This window comes from Flavobacterium kochi (assembly GCF_048286715.1).
GTDB lineage: Bacteria > Bacteroidota > Bacteroidia > Flavobacteriales > Flavobacteriaceae > Flavobacterium.
The window spans coordinates 179,192-198,729 of the sequence record NZ_JBLVPW010000003.1; the positions used below are offsets into that span (position 1 = coordinate 179,192).

Annotated in this window: 19 protein-coding genes and 2 tRNA genes; 10 read left to right on the forward strand and 11 right to left on the reverse strand. The window is 36.0% G+C overall.

Annotation, left to right across the window (positions count from 1 at the left end; all coding sequences use genetic code 11):
- Positions 1–31: 31 nt before the first annotated feature.
- Positions 32–568: an RNA methyltransferase gene (locus ACNQGH_RS04360; RefSeq protein ID WP_417954761.1), complete on the reverse strand. Its 537-nt coding sequence runs from the start codon at positions 566–568 to the stop codon at positions 32–34.
- Positions 569–642: 74 nt separating this feature from the next.
- The gene (locus tag ACNQGH_RS04365; protein WP_417954762.1) at positions 643–1,104 is read right to left on the reverse strand and encodes a DUF1573 domain-containing protein; all 462 of its coding nucleotides are present in this window, start codon (positions 1,102–1,104) and stop codon (positions 643–645) included.
- Between the two features lie 162 nt (positions 1,105–1,266).
- Here ACNQGH_RS04365 and mutS point away from each other — a divergent pair, with 162 nt between their 5' ends.
- The 4 genes from mutS (at position 1,267) to ACNQGH_RS04385 (ending at position 4,721) form a co-directional block, all read left to right on the forward strand.
- Positions 1,267–3,873 carry a DNA mismatch repair protein MutS gene (gene mutS, locus ACNQGH_RS04370; RefSeq protein ID WP_417954763.1) on the forward strand — a complete coding sequence of 869 codons (2,607 nt, stop codon included), beginning with the start codon at positions 1,267–1,269 and terminating at the stop codon, positions 3,871–3,873.
- 148 nt (positions 3,874–4,021) lie between these two features.
- Positions 4,022–4,097 (forward strand) — tRNA-Gly (locus ACNQGH_RS04375).
- 12 nt (positions 4,098–4,109) lie between these two features.
- Positions 4,110–4,195, forward strand: a tRNA-Leu gene (locus ACNQGH_RS04380).
- Positions 4,196–4,373: 178 nt separating this feature from the next.
- The gene (locus ACNQGH_RS04385; RefSeq protein WP_417954764.1) at positions 4,374–4,721 is read left to right on the forward strand and encodes a DUF1508 domain-containing protein; all 348 of its coding nucleotides are present in this window, start codon (positions 4,374–4,376) and stop codon (positions 4,719–4,721) included.
- 177 nt (positions 4,722–4,898) lie between these two features.
- Here ACNQGH_RS04385 and ACNQGH_RS04390 read toward each other — a convergent pair whose 3' ends face one another.
- Both ACNQGH_RS04390 and ACNQGH_RS04395 read right to left on the reverse strand, forming a co-directional pair.
- On the reverse strand, positions 4,899–5,141 hold the full coding sequence (locus tag ACNQGH_RS04390; RefSeq protein ID WP_417954765.1) for a PG1828 family lipoprotein: 243 nt from the start codon (positions 5,139–5,141) through the stop codon (positions 4,899–4,901).
- A gap of 329 nt (positions 5,142–5,470) precedes the next feature.
- Positions 5,471–6,715, reverse strand: coding sequence for a 3-deoxy-D-manno-octulosonic acid transferase (locus ACNQGH_RS04395; protein ID WP_417954842.1), 1,245 nt, complete (start codon positions 6,713–6,715; stop codon positions 5,471–5,473).
- Between the two features lie 148 nt (positions 6,716–6,863).
- On the opposite strand from ACNQGH_RS04395, the gene ACNQGH_RS04400 reads away from it, so the two are divergent.
- From ACNQGH_RS04400 to galE, 3 genes are read left to right on the forward strand one after another with little or no spacing between them, the layout of a single operon-like run.
- On the forward strand, positions 6,864–7,994 hold the full coding sequence (locus ACNQGH_RS04400) for a DegT/DnrJ/EryC1/StrS family aminotransferase (protein WP_417954766.1): 1,131 nt from the start codon (positions 6,864–6,866) through the stop codon (positions 7,992–7,994).
- Positions 7,995–8,000: 6 nt separating this feature from the next.
- Positions 8,001–8,456, forward strand: a complete 456-nt coding sequence (locus ACNQGH_RS04405; RefSeq protein ID WP_417954767.1) for a nuclear transport factor 2 family protein — start codon at positions 8,001–8,003, stop codon at positions 8,454–8,456.
- A 2-nt stretch (positions 8,457–8,458) separates the two neighbouring features.
- A complete protein-coding gene (gene galE, locus ACNQGH_RS04410) occupies positions 8,459–9,472 on the forward strand; it encodes a UDP-glucose 4-epimerase GalE (RefSeq protein ID WP_417954768.1) in 1,014 nt (337 codons plus the stop codon).
- Between the two features lie 37 nt (positions 9,473–9,509).
- On the opposite strand, the gene ACNQGH_RS04415 is transcribed toward galE, so the two are convergent.
- From ACNQGH_RS04415 to ACNQGH_RS04425, 3 genes are all read right to left on the reverse strand, one after another.
- Entirely contained in the window at positions 9,510–9,761 is a 252-nt protein-coding gene (locus ACNQGH_RS04415; RefSeq protein ID WP_417954769.1) for a hypothetical protein, read from the reverse strand.
- Positions 9,762–9,887: 126 nt separating this feature from the next.
- Positions 9,888–10,763 (reverse strand): ACP S-malonyltransferase, encoded by an 876-nt coding sequence (fabD, locus tag ACNQGH_RS04420; RefSeq protein WP_417954770.1) that lies wholly within the window; start codon positions 10,761–10,763, stop codon positions 9,888–9,890.
- Between the two features lie 221 nt (positions 10,764–10,984).
- On the reverse strand, positions 10,985–11,347 hold the full coding sequence (locus ACNQGH_RS04425) for a structural protein (RefSeq protein WP_417954771.1): 363 nt from the start codon (positions 11,345–11,347) through the stop codon (positions 10,985–10,987).
- A 91-nt stretch (positions 11,348–11,438) separates the two neighbouring features.
- On the opposite strand from ACNQGH_RS04425, the gene ACNQGH_RS04430 reads away from it, so the two are divergent.
- Positions 11,439–12,302: an AraC family transcriptional regulator gene (locus ACNQGH_RS04430; RefSeq protein WP_417954772.1), complete on the forward strand. Its 864-nt coding sequence runs from the start codon at positions 11,439–11,441 to the stop codon at positions 12,300–12,302.
- Here the strand turns inward: ACNQGH_RS04430 and purT are convergent, their stop codons facing one another.
- The 3 genes from purT to ACNQGH_RS04445 all read right to left on the reverse strand — a co-directional run bounded on the left by purT (position 12,303) and on the right by ACNQGH_RS04445 (position 16,125).
- Positions 12,303–13,463, reverse strand: coding sequence for a formate-dependent phosphoribosylglycinamide formyltransferase (gene purT, locus ACNQGH_RS04435; RefSeq protein ID WP_417954773.1), 1,161 nt, complete (start codon positions 13,461–13,463; stop codon positions 12,303–12,305).
- 301 nt (positions 13,464–13,764) lie between these two features.
- The gene (locus ACNQGH_RS04440; RefSeq protein WP_417954774.1) at positions 13,765–14,967 is read right to left on the reverse strand and encodes a pyridoxal phosphate-dependent aminotransferase; all 1,203 of its coding nucleotides are present in this window, start codon (positions 14,965–14,967) and stop codon (positions 13,765–13,767) included.
- Positions 14,968–15,030: 63 nt separating this feature from the next.
- A complete protein-coding gene (locus ACNQGH_RS04445) occupies positions 15,031–16,125 on the reverse strand; it encodes a fatty acid desaturase family protein (protein WP_417954775.1) in 1,095 nt (364 codons plus the stop codon).
- Positions 16,126–16,232: 107 nt separating this feature from the next.
- On the opposite strand from ACNQGH_RS04445, the gene rsmG reads away from it, so the two are divergent.
- Positions 16,233–16,862, forward strand: coding sequence for a 16S rRNA (guanine(527)-N(7))-methyltransferase RsmG (gene rsmG, locus ACNQGH_RS04450; RefSeq protein WP_417954776.1), 630 nt, complete (start codon positions 16,233–16,235; stop codon positions 16,860–16,862).
- Positions 16,863–16,947: 85 nt separating this feature from the next.
- Positions 16,948–17,622 carry a DUF2490 domain-containing protein gene (locus ACNQGH_RS04455; RefSeq protein ID WP_417954777.1) on the forward strand — a complete coding sequence of 225 codons (675 nt, stop codon included), beginning with the start codon at positions 16,948–16,950 and terminating at the stop codon, positions 17,620–17,622.
- Positions 17,623–17,766: 144 nt separating this feature from the next.
- On the opposite strand, the gene pruA is transcribed toward ACNQGH_RS04455, so the two are convergent.
- On the reverse strand, positions 17,767–19,395 hold the full coding sequence (gene pruA / locus ACNQGH_RS04460; protein ID WP_417954778.1) for an L-glutamate gamma-semialdehyde dehydrogenase: 1,629 nt from the start codon (positions 19,393–19,395) through the stop codon (positions 17,767–17,769).
- Positions 19,396–19,538: the final 143 nt, after the last annotated feature.

A 19,538-nucleotide genomic window follows, 5' to 3' on the forward strand; every position in this document is an offset into this window, starting at 1 on the left:
AAAGTATTACTATTTCGTATTCAAAAAAAAATTATTTTGGCCAATTTAATTTTTGAAACAAATCCCAAACTACTATGCCGGCACTTACGGAGATGTTTAAGGAATGTTTAGTTCCTAATTGTGGAATTTCGATACATCCATCACACACTGCGACCGCTTCCTGAGAAACGCCGTACACTTCATTTCCGAAAATTAAAGCATATTTTTTTTCTTTTTCAACTTTAAAATTCTGAAGAAAAACGGCACTTTCTACTTGTTCGATGGCAAGTGTAATAATATTTTCCTTTTTTAATTTTTCAATAACTTCAAGAACGCTATCGTTATGTTCCCAAGTCACGGTTTCGGTAGCGCCAAGTGCTGTTTTATGGATTTCTTTGTTTGGAGGTGTTGCCGTTATGCCGCACAAGTATATTTTTTCTATCAAAAAAGCATCTGCAGTCCTGAATACAGAACCAATATTATGTAAGCTTCTAATGTCGTCTAACACTAAAATGAGTGGTGTTTTATCTGATTCTTTAAAAGCTTCGATAGTTTTTCTTTCGAGTTCGCTGTTTTCCAGTTTTCTCATATTTTTTTGGCTTTATTTCAATAAAAAAGCTTCCGAAATTAGGGAAGCTTTTTTATTATAAATTAATTTAGAATTTAGCTTTTTGCATCATCTCCTAAAACAGTTCCTTTTATAGTTAGAACTTTAGTTGGTTGTCCTGCAGCATTTGAAGTTACAGTTACTGTTTTTGTAAATGCACCGATTCTGTCAGTAGCATATTTAACACCAATAATACCTTTTGCACCAGGAGCAATTGGCTCTTTTGGAGTAGTAGGAACAGTACATCCGCATGAACCTTGAGTATTTGTAATAATTAATGGTTTGTTGCCATTATTAGTGAAAACAAACTCACGTTTTCCATCTGCATTGTGTGCAATTGTTCCATAATCAATTACTTCAGTTATAAATACCATTCCTGCACCGTCTACTTTTGGAGTTGAAACTTTAGTAGTGGTAGTCACAGTTTTTATTTTTTTTGTAACCTTTGATGTTTCTTGTGCGTTAGAAGCGGTAACTCCTAAAACTACTAGCATCGCTAGAGTAACTATTTTCTTCATTTTCTTTGATTTTTTAATTAGTAAACAAATTTAAAGAAAAAATCATGCCAACGGCTTAATTTTTCCTTAAAAAAAATTAAATTTTTGAAGTGTTACTTATTCGCTATAAAATATTTAAATTCGCTGACACATTTTTTTTTCATTTATTAAATATAAAATAACTTGGCATCTAAAGAGAAAACGGTTAAGGAAACGCCATTAATGAAGCAATACAACGAGATAAAAAGGAAATATCCGGATGCGTGTTTGTTGTTTCGGGTAGGAGATTTTTATGAAACTTTTGGGGAGGATGCGGTAAGGGCTTCAAAAATTTTAGGTATTGTATTGACCAAGCGAGGAGCGGGTTCTGAGACTGAAACGGCTCTTGCGGGTTTTCCGCATCATTCTTTGAATACGTATTTGCCAAAGCTTGTCAAAGCGGGACTTCGTGTCGCTATTTGTGATCAGCTGGAAGATCCAAAAATGACCAAAACTATAGTAAAGCGAGGCGTTACGGAACTTGTAACTCCTGGTGTTTCTATGAATGACGAGGTTTTGCACTCTAAAACTAACAACTTTTTGGCGTCTGTTTTCTTTGCTAATAAAGTAATAGGAATTTCGTTTTTGGATGTTTCAACCGGGGAGTTTTTAACTGCTCAGGGAAATGCGGAATACATTGATAAGTTATTGCAGAATTTCAATCCAAGCGAAGTTTTAATTCCAAAAAATAATAAAAATGATTTTCGGGAAATTTTCGGGGATGATTATCATAGTTTTTACCTGGAAGACTGGCTTTATAAAGAAGATTATGCATTCGAAACCTTAACCAAGCATTTTCAAACGGTTTCATTAAAAGGTTTTGGAATTGAAGAATTGAAAGAAGGGATTATTGCTTCTGGAGCTATTTTGTATTATTTGTCCGAGACGCAGCATAATCGCGTTCAACATATCACAGCAATTCACCGTATTTCCGAAGATGCTTATGTTTGGATGGACCGGTTTACAATTCGAAATCTTGAATTGTATCATAGTTATAATCCCAATGCGGTTACACTTCTCGATGTTATTGATAAAACGCTTTCGCCAATGGGTGGGCGATTATTAAAACGTTGGTTGGCACTTCCTTTGAAAGAAGCTGCTAAAATAAAAAGCCGACACCAAGTGGTTTCTTATTTGAAAGAGAATCAAGAGGTTTTGAAAGATATTCAAAAGCAAATCAAACAAATTTCAGATTTAGAACGTTTGATTTCGAAAATTGCCGCAGGAAAAGTATCGCCTCGTGAAGTGGTTTATTTAAAGGAATCATTGGATGCTATTATTCCAATAAAAACGCTGGCATTAGAAAGTCCGCAAGAAGCGGTAAAAGTAATTGGCGACAGTTTGCACAGTTGCGAATTACTGCGTGAAAAAATTAAAACTGTTTTAAATCAAGATGCTCCTGTGGCTATTGCCAAAGGAAATGCTATTGCCAAAGGAATCGATGCGGAATTAGATGATTTGCGGGCAATATCAACTTCCGGTAAAGAATTCTTGGAAGGAATTGAAAAACGGGAATCGCAATTGACCGGAATTTCATCTTTGAAAATTTCCTTTAATAATGTTTTTGGATATTACATTGAAGTTAGAAATTTGCATAAGGACAAAGTTCCAACGGAATGGATTCGAAAGCAGACTTTGGTTAATGCAGAACGATATATTACGGAGGAATTAAAAGAATACGAAACCAAAATCCTCGGTGCAGAAGAAAAAATTCATAAAATAGAAGCAGCGCTATTCGAGCAATTAGTCAGCTGGATTGCCACTTATATCAAGCCGGTTCAAATGAATGCGAATTTGGTTGCGCAGTTAGATTGTTTGTGTTCTTTCACTCAATTGGCTATCGAAAATAAATACGTTTGCCCTGAACTGGACGAAACATTTGAGCTGGATATTAAAAACGGAAGACATCCTGTTATCGAAAAGCAATTGCCGGTTGGAATGCCTTATATTGCCAATGACGTTTTCTTGGATAGGGAAACACAACAGTTAATCATGATTACAGGGCCCAATATGTCGGGGAAATCAGCTATTTTACGTCAAACTGCTTTGATTGTACTCTTGTCTCAAATGGGAAGTTTTGTTCCGGCAGACAGTGTGAGAATGGGAATTGTCGATAAAATATTCACCAGAGTAGGGGCAAGTGATAATATTTCGATGGGGGAATCTACCTTTATGGTGGAAATGAATGAAACGGCTTCTATCTTGAATAATATTTCTGATCGTAGTTTGGTACTCTTGGACGAAATAGGAAGAGGAACCAGTACGTATGACGGGATTTCTATTGCGTGGGCAATTGCGGAGTTTTTACACGAACATCCTTCAAAACCGAAAACATTGTTTGCAACGCATTATCATGAATTGAATGAAATGAGTGAGTCATTACCTAGAATTCAGAATTATAATGTTGCGGTCAAGGAATTGAAAGATACCGTGCTTTTTATTCGGAAATTAGTGAAAGGAGGAAGTGCACATAGTTTTGGAATACATGTGGCTAAAATGGCAGGAATGCCTCAGATCGTAATTTTGAAGGCACAGAAGCTTTTGAAAAAATTAGAGAAGAATCATTCCAGCGATGCGCTGAACGGAATTAAACCGACAAAAGACGAAATGCAAATGAGCTTCTTTAATTTGGATGATCCTTTGTTAGAAGAAATCAAAGAAGAAATCATTAGTTTAGATATAAATACTATTACACCTATGGAAGCACTGATGAAACTTAACGAGATTAAAAGAATGCTGACTCGAAAATAATTTTTTTTGGTTTAAAGTTTACGTTATCAGAAAGTTAACTTTTATCTGTGATTTTTTTGTAAAAAAGGCTTGTTTAATTCAATAAATGTCCTAAATTTGCATCCGCAATACAGAACAAGTATCGCGGTTCTTTCTAAGAATTGAAAATGCGAAAATAGCTCAGTTGGTAGAGCGCGACCTTGCCAAGGTCGAGGTCGCGGGTTCGAGCCCCGTTTTTCGCTCCAACACCACATAACGCTCGGATGGTGAAATTGGTAGACACGCTGGACTTAAAATCCAGTGAACAGCAATGTTCGTGCGGGTTCAAGTCCCGCTCTGAGTACTAAAAAAGCTTCAAACTATGTTTGGAGCTTTTTTTATTTTATAACAAATCCATTTTAATTTTAGGATGTCGATCTAGATAGCCGCAATTGTAGCGATTTTAGTGCCGCTAGAGCGAGAAAATATATTTGTGGCGTTAATCTTTGGTTTTAGTGATTTAGTGTATTTAAAGGGGTGTTATGGGGGCTTTTGTGATTAGTAAAAGAAATAGCGATGAGTATAAATTTGTTTTCACTTCTAGGAAGGGGAAGATTATTTTTACCAGTTTGAGCTATGAACTTAAATTTGAGTGCGAAGAAGATATTGAAAAGTTTAAAGAAGATATTGCGTCCGCTGATTTTTTAAAGTTTAAATCCTCTAGTGGGAAGTATTATTTTAAATTGATGTTGAAAGGCAATCATTTTGCAACAAGCAGAAAATATACCACTTCGTTGCGTCTTCAAAAAGGAATAAATGAAATTGTGCTCTATGGCTCAAAGTCCGAAACATTAGATTTTTCAGAGAATGATTTTGTTTTTTTAGATTAAGATCTAAAAAAAAATATTTATATGAAATTTATATAAAAAGAGAGCATTGGTAAGACTACCAATGCTCTCTTTTTATGCTTATACTTAGGTTTCTTAAAAAAGAACACTATTGTAAATAATTAAAAAAGCCATCTCGCTAGGCGGATGGCTTTAAAATTTTTAGAATTTGAGTTCTAATTATTTTTTTGCAGCTTCAGTTGCAGTTTTAGCAGCTTCAGTTGCAGTTGCAGCAGCATCAGTAGCTACAGCAGCAGCAGAATCAACAACTACAGCAGCAGAATCAACTACAGCAGCAGCAGAGTCAACAACAACAGCAGCAGAATCAACTACAGCAGCGTCATCAGCAGGAGCGTCAGCTTTTTTACATGATACAACAGTTAAAACAGCAACAACAGCTAAACTTAAAAATACTTTTTTCATCTTACTTTATTATAAAAGGTTAATTATTAATTCGTGGCAAAGATATAAATTTTTTAATATGTAAAATATTTTTTTATTTTTTTTTTAAAAAATAATGCTTTTTTCCAACATCCTCATTTACAACAACTATTATGCCAGAAGGCGAATGGAGTGAAATAAAGTAGGACTAATTTAATGAATGATACTCTTACAAACTTTTATAATCCATTTTCGATGCGTAGTAATGCTTCCTGCAGTAAGTTGTGAAGCACTCCCTTAATGATGGATAGTTTGTCTAAAAGAAAATCTTTTGATTCAATGGATTTTTTTGTTAAACCAGTATTCAGATCTTAATGCGTTTCAAAATTTGAAATGGTATTCATAATCACATTTGTGGCGCCTTTGTTCATTTGCACAAAAGTGCTGCAAATATGTCCTCTTTCCTGACGTTCTATCTCGTTTAGGATTAAGTTTGTGAAAGTAGCATCCAGTTCTTTTTTATTGGAAACAGCAATGCAGCCTTCTAGATTCACTAAAGCGATTGCTTCGTCAAAATGGGAGTAGTTTTGTCCGATCACTATCGGAACGCCAAAAGTCGCAGGCTCAAGGATGTTATGCACGCCAGGATTTCCAAAACCACCGCCAACATAAGCAATGTCGGCATAACTGTATATTTTTGTCAGAATACCAATGGTGTTAATGATCAGGACATCATATTCGGCAAGAGCTGCATTTTCCTTTTCAGAAAAAAGAATGGTTTTCTTAGTGATGCTGTTTTTTAATTGCTGAATCTGTTCTTCTTTTATATTATGTGGCGCAATTATGAATTTTACGTTGTAATTATTGGAATTTATAAAATCAACTAATAAGTTTTCGTCTTTTGGCCAAGAACTGCCCACCACAATGGTTAAAGTTTTGTTTTTAAAATTGGCAATGAAATCCAAAGTGTTGTCTTTTTCTAAAATTGCAGCAACTCTGTCAAAACGGGTATCTCCGGAAACTGCTACATTGGTTTTGTCCAATTGCAGTAATAATTTTTTGGAGTTTTCATTTTGAACAAAAAAATAAGTGAAGGAGTCCAGCGCTTTTCTGTAGAAGCCGCCATACCATTTAAAGAACATTTGGTTCTTTCTTAGGATACCAGAAATTAAATAAGTTGGAGTATTTTGTTTTTTAAGTTCACTTAAATAATTCAGCCAGTATTCATATTTGATGAAAAATACTAAATCTGGGTGAACCAGTCTCAAAAATTCCTGTGCATTTTTTTTAGTGTCCAAAGGTAAATAAACTGTGACATCAGCAACGGTATTGTTTTTGCGAACTTCGTAGCCCGAAGGGGAGAAAAAGGTAACCACAATTTTATGCAGCGGAAATTTTTCTTTTGTTTTTTCAATAACAGGCAAGCCTTGCTCGTATTCACCTAATGAGGCAGCGTGAAACCAAATTGTTTTATCGGAAGGTTTTATTTTTTGTTCTAAAACAGGAAAAACAACTTTCCGGCCTTCAACAAAAAGTTTGATTTTTAGACTGAAAAGCGCCGTGATTTTTAATAAAAAACCGGCAATTCGAACAATAAGATTATAGAGAAAAAGCATCATTGAAATTTTGTGGCTAAAATACGTTTTTCTTTATATTAATTTCATTGGTTTAAAATCATTAAATAACTATTTTTGTTCTTCGTTTTAAGAAAGTGTTTGTTGTTTCCAGAAACCTTAAACTTTCGAACTTTAAACAAAAATTTCAATGAAAAAAATCCAAATGGTTGACTTAAAAAGTCAATATGATAAAATAAAAGACGTTGTAAATGTCTCGATTCAGGAAGTTTTAGATACAAATTCCTATATCAACGGACCTCAAGTTCATCAATTTCAAAAATCTTTAGAAGAATATTTAGGCGTAAAGCATGTAATTCCATGTGCAAATGGAACTGACGCACTGCAAATTGCCATGATGGGATTGGATTTAAAGCCTGGCGATGAGGTAATCACAGCCGATTTTACTTTTGCAGCGACAGTGGAAGTAATTGCTTTACTGCAATTAACGCCTGTTTTAGTCGATGTCGATATGTATAATATGAATATTTCTATCGAAGGAATTAAAAAAGCAATTACGCCAAGAACCAAAGCGATTGTGCCTGTACATTTGTTTGGTCGTGCCGCCAATATGGAAGCAATTATGGCTATTGCCAAGGAACATAATTTATTCGTTATCGAAGATAATGCTCAAGCCATTGGAGCCAACTGTAAATTTTTGGACGGAACCAAAAAGAAAGCGGGAACTATTGGACACGTAGGAGCGACTTCATTTTTTCCTTCCAAAAATCTCGGGTGTTACGGAGATGGCGGTGCTATTTTTACCGATGACGATGCATTGGCTCACCAACTTCGCGGAATTGTAAATCACGGAATGTACGAGCGCTATCATCACGATGTGGTTGGAGTAAATTCTCGTTTGGACAGTATTCAGGCTGCGGTTTTGAATGCTAAATTACCTTTATTGGATCAATATAGTAAGGCAAGACAAGATGCGGCCAGAAAATATTCGGCTGCTTTTGAAGGACATAAAAATATAATTGCGCCAAGTATTGGTGATATCGGTGACTCTCACGTTTTTCATCAATACACCTTACGTGTTATTGATGCTGATCGGAATGGTTTAATGCAACATTTATTAGATAAAGGTATTCCTTGCGCGATTTATTATCCAATTCCATTGCATTCGCAAAAGGCATATAAGGATTCGCGTTACAAAGAAGAAGATTTTCCAGTAACCAATCAGTTAGTTAAAGAAGTGCTTTCCTTACCAATGCATACTGAACTGGATGACGAACAAATCAAGTTTATTACCGATAGCGTCTTAGAATTTTTAAAGTAAATAGCGATGAAATATTTTTTTGCAACTATTATTGTTGTTTTATTTCAATTTTCAGGTTTAGCTCAAAACAGTTCCAATGCTAGGGAAGAAACGATTGTTGCTGCTCGTGTCGATACTTTGCGTCAAGCGATGATTGATGCTGATGCATATAAACTTAAAGCAGTAACGTCTGGAGATTTAAGTTACGGACATTCTGATGGGCATCTCGAAAATCAATCCGTATTTATAGCGAAAATTGTTAGCGGTGAATCCGATTTTGTTACCGCCGAATTTCAAAATCAAACCATTGCCATTGTTGGAGATGTTGCTATAGTAAGACATACACTTGTAGCGCATACCGGAGATAGCGGAGTTGACAAGGACATAAAAATTGGAATAATGCTTGTTTGGCAAAAGCAAAAAAAACAATGGTTGCTAATTGCCAGACAGGCTTTTAAGTTGCCTGCAAACGATAAAAAATAATTATGAAAATACTAGTAACAGGAGGTTTAGGTTTTATTGGTTCTCATACTGTTGTTGAATTACAGAATCAGGGTTTTGAAGTGCTAATTATCGATAATTTATCGAATACATCATTGGATGTGCTAGATGGGATTCAGAATATTACCGGAAAAGTTCCTGCTTTCGAAAAGCTCGACTTGCGTGAAAAAGAAAAAGTGCAGGATTTTTTCAAAAGACATAATGATATTTCAGGAGTCATACATTTTGCCGCTTCAAAAGCGGTTGGTGAAAGTGTCGAAAATCCATTGTTGTATTATGAAAACAACATCAATACATTAGTCTACATTTTGCAGGAATTGCAACAAAAACCAGAGGCTAATTTTATTTTCAGTTCTTCCTGTACGGTTTATGGACAAGCTGAAAAGATGCCAATTACTGAAGATGCCTCTGTTCAGACTGCCATGTCTCCTTATGGGAATACCAAACAAATAGGGGAGGAAATCATCACTGATACTGCTAAAGTAACCAATATCAATGCAATTTTATTGCGTTACTTCAACCCAATTGGAGCGCATCCATCGGCTGAAATTGGTGAGTTGCCTATAGGGGTGCCGCAAAATTTAGTCCCTTTTATTACTCAGACCGGTTTTGGTTTACGAAAAGAATTGTCAGTTTATGGCGATGATTATCCTACTCCTGACGGTACTTGTATTCGCGATTATATTCACGTAGTTGATTTGGCGAAAGCCCACGTTATTGCTTTGCAACGATTGTTAAATAAGAAGAATACAGCAAAAGTAGAAACCTTTAATCTGGGAACCGGAACCGGAAGTTCCGTTTTAGAAGTCATTCATGCATTCGAAAAAGTAAGCGGTAAAAAATTACCATACAAAATTGTAGCGCGTAGAGAAGGCGATATTACTTCTGCTTATGCCAATACGGATAAAGCCAATACTGTCTTAGGCTGGCAAGCTCAGTTTGCGCTGGAAGAAGCAATTGCAAGTGCCTGGAAATGGGAACAAAAAATCAGAAAATAAAAGAAAGGCTGTCGCACAACGACAGCCTTTTTTGGGATTATTTTTTTGCTGATTCTTTCAATTTTTCAGCAGCTTGATTCATTTTGTCAGCCCCTTTTTCGAGAGTTTCTCCCGCTTTAACCTTGGTAGAATCAACTGCAGCGTCAACCTTTACAGCTGCCGTATCTATAGCCTCTTCCACTTCATTTCCAACAGCTTCAGCAGCCTCTTTTACTTCATCTTTTGTTTCTGTTTTACAGGAAGCTAATAAAGTTGCAACAAATGCTAATCCTAAAAGTGCTTTTTTCATTTTTTTCATTTTAAAAATTAATAAATGGAATGCATCCTATAAAGATAAAAAAATCCTCATAAACTTTCATTTATGAGGATGCTATTTTTAAAATCGAATAGTACTACAACGGATGATTACTTTAAACTATGCAGTAGCCGTAACTGCTTCTCTATCAATTTTTCCAATCAATCCGGTCAGTACTTTTCCTGGACCCACCTCAGTAAATGAAGTTGCTCCGTCTTTTATCATTTGCTGTACAGACTGTGTCCATCTTACCGGAGCCGTCAATTGTATAATTAGGTTTTTCTTTATTTCTGCTGGATCTGAAACTGCAGTAGCCGTTACATTTTGATATACTGGACAGATCGGAGTCGAGAAAGTTGTCGCTTCAATGGCAGCAGCTAATTCTTCTCTTGCTGGTTCCATCATTGGCGAGTGAAAAGCACCACCAACAGGCAGCAATAAAGCGCGTTTTGCACCTGCCGTTTTCATCGCTTCGCAGGCTTTTTCCACTGCTGATGTTTCCCCAGAAATCACTAGTTGTCCAGGACAGTTGTAATTGGCAGCAACTACAATTCCATCAATCGAAGCACAAACTTCTTCTACGATGTTATCAGCTAATCCTAAAACAGCTGCCATAGTGGAAGGTTTTATTTCGCAGGCTTTTTGCATCGCCAAAGCACGTTGTGAAACCAACCGCAATCCGTCTTCAAAAGACAATGCACCGTTTACCACTAATGCTGAAAATTCGCCCAATGAGTGTCCCGCTACCATTTCCGGTTTGAAATCTTCACCTAACGTTTTTGCCAAAATTACCGAATGCAAGAAAACCGCAGGTTGTGTAACTTTGGTTTCTTTTAATTCTTCGGCCGTGCCTTCAAACATAATGTCTGTGATGCGGAAACCTAAAATTTCATTGGCTTTCTCGAATAATTCCTTTGCTAATGTGGAGTTCTCATATAGGTCTTTGCCCATTCCTGTGAATTGTGCACCCTGACCCGGAAATACGTATGCTTTCATATATTTTTGTTTAAAGTGTAAAGTTCTGCAATGTTGCGGAAACATTTAAATTAAGCTACAAAAATACTACTTTTTTAGGATTTATTGGAATGACTTTTGGGAGCTGGTCTTTTATATTTTTTCATTGCCAGTCGTCTCGCTTTCGTCTCTAAGGGGGCTGTTTCCTTGTATGTTGCCAATGCAATTTGTATCTGCAGTTCCCCAAGGAGAAGCTATTTTTCTTATAAAGAATAATTTTTAAACATATAAATCCATAATAATCTGGAAAAACGGATATTAAAAGAAGCCATGGTAACAATAACAACAGCAATAATAGGAATGATTCTTAAATCAAAAGTTTCTTTAAAGAAAAATTGGGCAATAACATAGGTGGCAATTCCTTGAGCCACTGTCAGACCGTAATTGACATACATGGCACCAAAGAAATAGCCAGGCTCCTTTTCAAATTTAAATTGACAGTGCGAACAATACGGATTCATTTTGGGGAATCCAATATTGAAAAAAATGTTTTTTTCTTTAAATACCTTGCCTTCAAGACAATGAGGGCAGTCATTATTTAGAATGTGAGTAATAGCGTGTGACATTTTTATTATTTTTATCAAAGGTATTTCTTATCCACGTCAAGGATATTTTCTATATTCGCTAATTATAGCACAATAAAGACATTAGGTAGTCATGAAAAAATATCCTATTTATAACATTCAGCGGTTTAACTGCAATTCTTTGAATAGCGATTTATATGTTAATACATTCAAAAATCACTTAATTGACCATAGTTTTGTTGAGGATCCGCATCGGCATAATTCTTATGTTTTGGTTTTTTTTACCAAAGGCTCGGGAACACATGAAATAGATTTTGATGTATTTGCGATTCAGCCGGGAAGTATGTTTTTTTTGCAGCCCGGGCAAATGCACCATTGGGATTTATCGGATGATGTGGAAGGGTTTGTGATTTTCTATTCACAGGAAATGTATAATCTCTATTTTGGACAAAAAACCATCGGTGACTATCCTTTTTATTCGTCGGTGAATAATAAACCGGAAATGGTATTTGATATAACCGAAACGAAAATGATTTTGCCTTATTTTAATGGTATGATTGCAGAAACCAAAGAAAATAAAATGTTGAAGCGGGATAAAATACTGAATTTGCTAGACATTATACATATCGAAATTGCCAGAAAATATAGTGAAACGAATCTCCATGAAGCGCATTCGTATAATGTGAAAATTAAAAGTTTTGAAGTGTTACTAGAAAAAAAATTTAAAACAGAAAAAACGCCTTCTTTCTATGCATCCCAACTCCATATTACTTTAAAACATCTGAACAGGATATGCAATGAAATCCTGAAAAAGACGACGACCGAAGTGATTACTGAAAGAATTATTCTTGAGGCCAAACGGATGCTAATGGACAAAAAAATGACGATCAATGAAATTGCAACTGAATTAGGATTCGATGATTATTCCTATTTTACGCGGTTATTCAAAAAACATACCGGAATGACCCCTACAGTTTTTCGTGTTTTTAAAAAGTAATTAGGCATGTACAGTCACTAAGCCAGCTGCTTTTTTTGCTTTTTCCACTATTGCTTCAATTGGAGTTTCTAAAGCATCATTTACTAAAGCCACACCCATTCTTCTATAGGGACGAGAAGACGGTTTTCCAAAGATTCTGAAATCAGTTTTTGGCAGCGCTGCGATAGTTGAAATTCCCGAATACGTTGGATTTGTTGAGTTTTCCAATGCTAAAATCACGGCGCTGGCTCCGGCTTTTTCTAATGTGATTTCGAAGATGGGCAAACTTAGGATAGCTCGTAAATGCAATTCGAATTCATTGAAGTTCTGTGTTCCGGCCAGAGTTACCATTCCGGTATCATGTGGCCTTGGCGATAATTCAGAAAAATAAACGCCGTCATCGGCAAGGAAAAATTCCACGCCAAAAAGTCCCGCACCGCCTAAAGCTTCGGTTACTTTCTCGGCCATGTCCTGTGCTTCATATAAATCTTTGTCAGCAATTCTGGCGGGTTGCCAGCTTTCCTGGTAATCGCCTCGTTCTTGTCTGTGGCCTATTGGCGCGCAAAACAAAGTAGGATTGTTATTTTGAACAACGGTCAATAATGTGATTTCCGAATTGAATTTTACAAAGGCTTCCACAATAACTTCAACGACATCACCACGGGAGCCTTCCACGGCATAATTCCATGCCTTCTCGATATCAGCCTCGTTTTTTATGGTGGATTGCCCTTTTCCAGACGAAGACATTAATGGTTTTACGACACAAGGCATTCCCACCGCTTCAACACCTTTTTGTAATTCTTCAGCGGTTGTAGCGTATCGATAATCGGCGGTTTTTAATCCTAATTCTTTGGAAGCCAAATCACGAATTGCTTTTCTGTTCATGGTGAAGTTTGCCGCCTTCGCAGATGGAACTACAGTGATTCCTTGTTTTTCATAGTCATAAAAACGTTCAGTACGAATGGCTTCTATTTCAGGAACGATCAAATCGGGTTGGTGTTTGGCAACAATTTGGTCGAGTGCTTCACCGTCAAGCATATTGATTACTTCAAAATCATGGGCAACTTGCATTGCAGGAGCATTTTCGTAACTGTCAACTGCAATCACTTTTTGCCCGATGCGTTGTGCTGCGATTACAAATTCTTTTCCTAATTCGCCTGAGCCGAGAAGCAGTATTTTCATTTTTTTGAAGTTTCAAGTTGCTGAATCGTATAAAACCGATTTAAATGGTAAGCAAAAATAGTGTTTTTTTTGCGTGAAGAATAGCAGTGAAAACCCTTTTTTGTCTCGTTTTTTTAACGAGAAAAAAAGGGTGCTTCACTACGCTTTTGTTTTTAAGGAAGTTCGGTGATTCCATTTGCAACAGCAAGTCTGATCCTCTTTTTCAGCATAACCCGACCCTAAAATAAAAACGTTTAAAGTTCAAAGTTTTATTACTTTGAACCTTAAACGTTATATTAAAAAAACTTGAAGTGTTTTTGTTTTATGCAGGAACTTCGGTCAATGATACCGCTTCTTTTATTCTGCGTAACGCTTCTTTCAATAGATCTTCACTTGTCGCGTAAGAGAAACGGATACAGTCCGGGTTTCCAAATGCATCACCTGTTACAGTTGCTACATTAGCTTCGCCCAAAAGGTACATAGAAAAATCGTTAGCGTCTTTGATGAAAGTTCCTTTCAATGTTTTTCCGAAGAAAGAAGAAACGTCTGGAAATACATAAAAAGCACCTTCTGGGACATTAATTTTGATTCCAGGAATGTCTTTCAATAATGCAACCACTAAATCTCTACGGCTATGGAAAGCATCAACCATGTGTTTTAAAACGCTTGGATCAGCATCTACAGCAGTAATGGTAGCACGTTGTGCGATACTGTTGGCGCCGCTTGTCACTTGACCTTGAATTTTAGTACATGCTTTTGCAATGAATTCAGGAGCTCCAATGTATCCAATTCTCCAACCTGTCATGGCGAAAGCTTTTGCTACTCCATTTACGGTAATCGTTCTTTCCAGCATTCCCGGGATTGAAGCGATGCTACAAAAAGTTCCTGAGAAATTGATGTGCTCATAGATTTCATCGGCAACAACATAAACGTTTGGATATTTCTCTAATACTTTTGCTAATGCAGTTAATTCTTCTCTATTGTACACAGATCCACTTGGATTACAAGGAGAACTGAACCACATCATTTTTGTTTTTGGCGTGATCGCTGCCTCTAATTGTTCTGGTGTGATTTTGAAATCAGTATCTACAGAAGTTGGAACTTCTACAGGAACTCCACCGGATAGTTTTACAATTTCGAAATAGGAAACCCAATACGGTGCTGGTAAAATCACTTCGTCACCATCGTTTAACATTACTTGCGCAATATTGTATAAGGATTGTTTTGCTCCGGTCGAAACTACAATTTGAGAGGGTTTGTACTCTAGATTATTGTCTCTTTTAAATTTTCTACAGATTGCTTCTTTTAAATCAGCATATCCTTCAACTGGAGAATAAGTACTGTAGTTTTCGTCGATCGCTTTTTTTGCAGCTTCTTTAATGAAGTCCGGCGTATTGAAATCAGGTTCGCCTAAACTTAAGCTGATAATATCTTTTCCTTGTGCTTTTAATTCTCTGGCCAAAGCAGCCATTGCTAGTGTTTGTGATGTAGCTAGATTGTTAATTCTGTCTGAAAGTGGATTCATTTTTTAGTTAATTGTAATTAGTTTTTTAGTTTTAGAGTGATGCACCACAGTGCTCTAATGCGATTAGATAAGTTCCGGTTTCATTCCCAACTCTTTTAAATGTTTGAAATGAGCGATAACAGCACTTCGCATTGTTTTATATTCGTAATAAGGTAAGTTGCATTCTTGAGCAGTTTCTTTTACAATTTTTGCAATTTTACCGTAATGTACATGACTAATATTTGGGAAAATATGGTGTTCTATTTGATGGTTTAATCCTCCGGTGTACCAGTTTACAATTTTGTTTTTTGGTGCGAAATTGGTTGTGGTAAACAATTGGTGAATCGCCCAGGTATTATCCATTTCACCCAATTCATTTGGAGATGGATTAGTGGTTTCTTCCACAACATGTGCCAATTGAAAAACAACACTTAATATTAATCCTGCGGTATAATGCATTACAAAAAAGCCAATAAGTACTTTCCACCACGTAATTCCTATAAGAATAGGTAATACAATCCAAATGGAAACATAAATTACTTTTGTAATGATTAAAGTGGTCCAGAGTATTTTTGGGCTTTTAGCTTCACCATAGGATAATTTTCTTTTTAAGTAACTTCTCATTTGTTTAAAATCAGTAGTTATGGCCCAGTTGAAAGTTAATAACCCATATAAAAAAACAGAATAATATTGTTGAAAACGGTGAAAATTATACCATTTTGCTTCTTTTGTAAAACGAATGACGCGTCCCGCATCTAAATCTTCATCATGACCTGGAATATTGGTATACGTATGGTGTAAAACATTGTGCTGCACTTGCCAGTTATATACATTTCCTGCAAGAACATAAATGGTTCCTCCCATGAATTTATTTACCCAATTTTTATTAGAATAGGAGCCGTGATTCCCATCGTGCATTACATTCATTCCCACTCCGGCCATGCCTATTCCCATAACGATAGTTAATAACACATGGGCCCAAAAAGGCATATCCAGGGTCAGTATCAAAAAATACGGCGCAAGAAAAACTGTAAACAGAATTATCGTTTTCAAATAAAGTTTCCAATTTCCTGTTTTTTGAATATCGTTTTCTTTGAAGTAATTGTTTACCCGCGAGTTAAGCGTTCTGAAAAACTTCAGATTGTCTTGCTTTGCAAATGTAGGAGCGGTCTTGTTCATATAATTTTATAATAATCCCCAAAGATAATTATTATAAATTTTCAATATGCAAAATTGAGTTAAATATTTACAATCTAAAAATAGTACTTTTGTTAAAAAATTAGAGCATGGACGAGATTCTTAAGTATTTTCCTTATTTAACCGATATTCAAAAAGAACAATTTGAAAAATTGGATTTGCTATACCACGACTGGAATGAAAAAATAAATGTCATTTCGAGAAAAGATATTGATGCTTTATATACCAAACATATTTTACATTCGTTGGGAATTGCGAAAATTATAAAATTTGAACCGGGAACTTATGTTCTGGATGTTGGAACTGGTGGTGGATTTCCTGGAATTCCATTGGCGATTCTTTTTCCGGAAACGCGGTTCTTTTTGATCGATATTATTGCCAAAAAAATAAAAGTGGTTCAGGCGGTGGTCGAAGCATTAGAACTGAAAAACGTAAAAGCAGAACAACTTCGCGCCGAGAATGTAAAAGGTGATTTTGATTTTATTGTGAGTCGTGCTGTCACTAATATGCCGGATTTTGTTTCTTGGGTGAAAACCAAAATCAAGAAAAATAATAAACACGAATTGAAAAATGGCATTCTTTATCTAAAAGGAGGGGATTTAACCGAAGAATTAAAAGATTTTCCAAAAGCCAAAGAATATAATTTAGCGGACTTTTTTGAAGACGAATTCTTTGAAACTAAGAAAGTGGTGCATTTGCCGTGGAAGTTTGTGGTGTAAGATTTGTTTTGTGGCGTTGAATTCGTGTCTGGCTATTCAGTATCTGTAAACTAGAATAGTACAGGACCTAAAATAATAAAATGGAATGACAAATAAAGTAAAATCATTTTGCTTTTTGTTGTTGCTGTTTGCAGCAGCTACTACAAATGCACAAAAATCAGATGTAGGGAATTGGTTTGCTTATTTGGGCAACCAAAAAATAAATAATCGATTCAATTGGCAAAATGAAGTGCAATATCAAAATTTTAATTTCGCAGGAGATCTTGAACAATTGCTTATTAGGACAGGTTTAGGTTATAATTTATCAGAAAACAATAATAATATATTGTTAGGATATGCTTACATCCATTCAGAACCTTATGTCGCCGGAACAGCAGAGAAGGTGCAAACGGATGAACACAGAATCTTCCAGCAATTTATCACAAAACAACAATTCGGAAGGGTATACATTCAGCATAGATATCGTTTTGAACAACGATTTATTGAAGAAGATTTTAAAATGCGTTTGCGTTATTCGCTCTCTTTGAATGTTCCGCTAAATAAAAAATTGATAGAAAAAAATGCGGTTTATGCTTCGTTGTCAAATGAAATTTTCATCAACACACAACAAAATCAATATGACAGGGATCGTCTTTACGGTGGTGTTGGATATTGTTTAAGTAAATATATTAAAGTTGAGGCAGGTGTGATGACACAATTTTTACCAACAAAGAACAGAACTCAATTTCAAATTATGATTTTTAATAACTTGCCCTTTTAGTCGGTTCTGTAAAAAGAGTAGTGTCCAGCTGTTTTTGTGCTTAAAAAATAGACCCCCCAATACTTCAAAATTATTTGAATTCTTGGAGGGTTTTTTAATGCTATATGAAGAATCTTAATTCTAAAATCTTCAATCTTTTTAAAACTATTCTCCTAAAAATGCATATCTGTAATCTTCTGGAGTAACAAACGTTTCTTTTATAGTTCTTGGTGAAGCCCAACGCAACAAGTTCAATGCTGAACCTGCTTTATCATTGGTTCCTGATGCTCTTGCGCCACCAAAAGGTTGCATTCCTACAACGGCTCCGGTTGGTTTGTCGTTGATGTAGAAGTTCCCTGCAGCATTTTGCAATTTGGTAGTTGCCTGTTCAATTGCGTAACGGTCGTGACTGAAAACAGCACCCGTTAAAGCATATTCTGAAGTGGTATCAACTAACTCCAATGTCTCTTCCCATTTTGCGTCTTCGTAAACGAAAATCGTCATTACAGGTCCGAATAATTCAGTTTCCATTGTCGTATAGTGTGGGTTTGTAGTTACGATTATTGTTGGTTCAATGAAATAACCAACAGATTTATCATAATTACCACCAACTATAATTTCAGCATCAGCGTCTTTTTTGGCTTGGTCAATAAAACTGGCCAATTTGTCAAATGAACCTTCGTGAATAACCGCAGTAATAAAGTTGCCAAAATCTTCTGGCGAACCCATTTTCAGGGATTTTGTATCGGTAATTAATTGTTCTTTTATAGCTGGCCACAAACTTTGCGGTACATATGCTCTTGAAGCTGCAGAACATTTTTGACCTTGAAATTCAAAAGCGCCGCGTACAATTCCCGTTGCAACTTGTTTTGCACTTGCACTTGGATGCGCAATAATGAAATCTTTTCCACCGGTTTCGCCTACAATTCTTGGGTATGTTTTATAATGGTGAATGTTAGTTCCGATTTTAGACCAAATATCCTTGAATACATGTGTTGAACCTGTAAAATGGATTCCTGCAAAATCACGACTTGCCAAAACAGTATCGGTAATCATCAAAGCATCTCCAAAAACAACATTGATAACGCCATCAGGAACTCCTGCTTCTTTGAAAACATCAATGATGATTTTTGCAGAGAAAACTTGACTGTCACTTGGTTTCCAAATAACAACATTGCCCATCATTGCAGCACTTGCAGGAAGATTTCCGGCAATTGCGGTAAAATTAAAAGGGGTAATGGCATATATAAAACCTTCGAGTGGTCTGTACTCTAATCGGTTCCACATATCGGAGTTGGATTTTGGCTGGTCACTGTAAATTTGAGTCATAAATTCTACGTTGAAACGTAAAAAATCGATCAGTTCACAAGAAGCATCAATTTCAGCCTGATGGATATTTTTAGACTGCGCAATCATTGTTGCGGCATTTATTCTTGCTCTATAGGGACCTGCAATCAATTCAGCTGCTTTAAGGAAAATTGCTGCTCTTTGTTCCCAAGCCATAGCAGCCCATGCGGTTCTTGATTCCAATGCATTTGCAATCGCTTTTTCGACATCTGCTTTTTCAGCAAGATGATAGGTTCCTACGATATGTTTATGATCGTGAGGAGCGGTCATGTTTTTTGTGTTACCCGTTCTAATTTCTTCGCTTCCGATGTATAAAGGAACATCGATTTTAGAATTCCACATTTTTGTATAAGCGGCTTGAACAGCTGCTTTTTCAGGTGAATTTGGTGCGTACGCTTTTACCGGTTCGTTTACCGCTTTTGGTACATTAAAAAATCCTTTTAACATGATGTTGTAATTAGAGGACCTGTTTTAAGGCAGGTAAGATTAAACAATTGAAAAAATAAAATCATTCCAAATATTGCGAATAATTTAGGTCAGGACAAAAGTACAAAGGATAATTTAAAAATTTCGTTATTTGATCCTAATAA

Bases quoted from the DNA above. Each gene is read 5' to 3' on its own strand.
- ACNQGH_RS04445 (WP_417954775.1), bottom strand. From the start codon at position 16,125: ATGAACAAGACCGCTCCTACATTTGCAAAGCAAGACAATCTGAAGTTT.
- ACNQGH_RS04425 (WP_417954771.1), bottom strand. From the start codon at position 11,347: ATGTCACACGCTATTACTCACATTCTAAATAATGACTGCCCTCATTGT.
- ACNQGH_RS04405 (WP_417954767.1), top strand. From the start codon at position 8,001: ATGAAATATTTTTTTGCAACTATTATTGTTGTTTTATTTCAATTTTCA.
- ACNQGH_RS04395 (WP_417954842.1), bottom strand. From the start codon at position 6,715: ATGCTTTTTCTCTATAATCTTATTGTTCGAATTGCCGGTTTTTTATTA.
- ACNQGH_RS04400 (WP_417954766.1), top strand. From the start codon at position 6,864: ATGAAAAAAATCCAAATGGTTGACTTAAAAAGTCAATATGATAAAATA.
- ACNQGH_RS04455 (WP_417954777.1), top strand. From the start codon at position 16,948: ATGACAAATAAAGTAAAATCATTTTGCTTTTTGTTGTTGCTGTTTGCA.
- fabD (WP_417954770.1), bottom strand. From the start codon at position 10,763: ATGAAAGCATACGTATTTCCGGGTCAGGGTGCACAATTCACAGGAATG.
- ACNQGH_RS04385 (WP_417954764.1), top strand. From the start codon at position 4,374: ATGGGGGCTTTTGTGATTAGTAAAAGAAATAGCGATGAGTATAAATTT.
- ACNQGH_RS04365 (WP_417954762.1), bottom strand. From the start codon at position 1,104: ATGAAGAAAATAGTTACTCTAGCGATGCTAGTAGTTTTAGGAGTTACC.
- ACNQGH_RS04360 (WP_417954761.1), bottom strand. From the start codon at position 568: ATGAGAAAACTGGAAAACAGCGAACTCGAAAGAAAAACTATCGAAGCT.
- ACNQGH_RS04440 (WP_417954774.1), bottom strand. From the start codon at position 14,967: ATGAATCCACTTTCAGACAGAATTAACAATCTAGCTACATCACAAACA.
- galE (WP_417954768.1), top strand. From the start codon at position 8,459: ATGAAAATACTAGTAACAGGAGGTTTAGGTTTTATTGGTTCTCATACT.
- ACNQGH_RS04415 (WP_417954769.1), bottom strand. From the start codon at position 9,761: ATGAAAAAAGCACTTTTAGGATTAGCATTTGTTGCAACTTTATTAGCT.
- pruA (WP_417954778.1), bottom strand. From the start codon at position 19,395: ATGTTAAAAGGATTTTTTAATGTACCAAAAGCGGTAAACGAACCGGTA.
- rsmG (WP_417954776.1), top strand. From the start codon at position 16,233: ATGGACGAGATTCTTAAGTATTTTCCTTATTTAACCGATATTCAAAAA.
- purT (WP_417954773.1), bottom strand. From the start codon at position 13,463: ATGAAAATACTGCTTCTCGGCTCAGGCGAATTAGGAAAAGAATTTGTA.
- ACNQGH_RS04430 (WP_417954772.1), top strand. From the start codon at position 11,439: ATGAAAAAATATCCTATTTATAACATTCAGCGGTTTAACTGCAATTCT.
- ACNQGH_RS04390 (WP_417954765.1), bottom strand. From the start codon at position 5,141: ATGAAAAAAGTATTTTTAAGTTTAGCTGTTGTTGCTGTTTTAACTGTT.